The sequence below is a fragment of the Mariniflexile sp. HNIBRBA6329 genome, from assembly GCF_043558645.1.
Taxonomy (GTDB): Bacteria; Bacteroidota; Bacteroidia; order Flavobacteriales; family Flavobacteriaceae; genus Mariniflexile.
Map to the genome: position 1 here is coordinate 1 of NZ_JBIFXS010000042.1, position 714 is coordinate 714.

At 34.3% G+C, this 714-nt stretch carries 1 protein-coding gene; it reads right to left on the minus strand.

All coding sequences use genetic code 11. From position 1 onward, the window contains the following. A partial coding sequence (locus ACGK9U_RS16110) for a TonB-dependent receptor domain-containing protein (protein ID WP_394467584.1) occupies positions 1 to 714 on the minus strand: 714 nt, incomplete at both ends.

The following is a 714-nucleotide window of genomic DNA, read 5'->3' on the forward strand; positions in this document are numbered from 1 at the left end:
CCATCGGTTTTGTATAGCGGTACTTTGATTTTCGTAACCACTCATTTTCTCAATGTTTTGGCGTACACCGTTGTATAAATCGTTGCCTACTGAAAAGTTGAATAGACCAGATATACTTAATCGTTTGTAGGTAAAGCTTGTGCTCACACTACCTGTAAAATCAGGATTAGGATTGCCAATAACTTTACGGTCGTTTTCATCTATTACCTTATCACCGTTAAGATCTTCAAATATAACATCACCACCAGCAAAAGGCATTAAACTACCGTTTTCTAAGCGACGTGATAAACCTGCGGCATTAGCTTGAGCAGTAGTACTATAAACACCATTAGCTTGATAGCCGAAAAATAGGTTTGCATCTTGTCCTTCATCAGTTATGTAAGTTGCTCCACCAAACTGAGTAATAATTCGGTTGTTTGGCATTCCTAAAACTTCATTTTTGTATTTGGATAAGTTTATACCTAAATCGAATTTCATATCCGATGTGTTTATAATTCTACTGTTAAGACCCAATTCAATTCCTTGGGTTTTCATGGTACCACTATTTGATACGATATAATCAAAACCACTTGTTGTATTGATGGTTTCGTAAGTAATCATATCAGTAGTTTTGTTATTGTAAATATCTAAAGATGCATTAAAACGCTCATTGAATAAAGCTAAATCAGCTCCTAAATTAAATTTACGTACAGTTTCCCATTTTAACTTTGGATT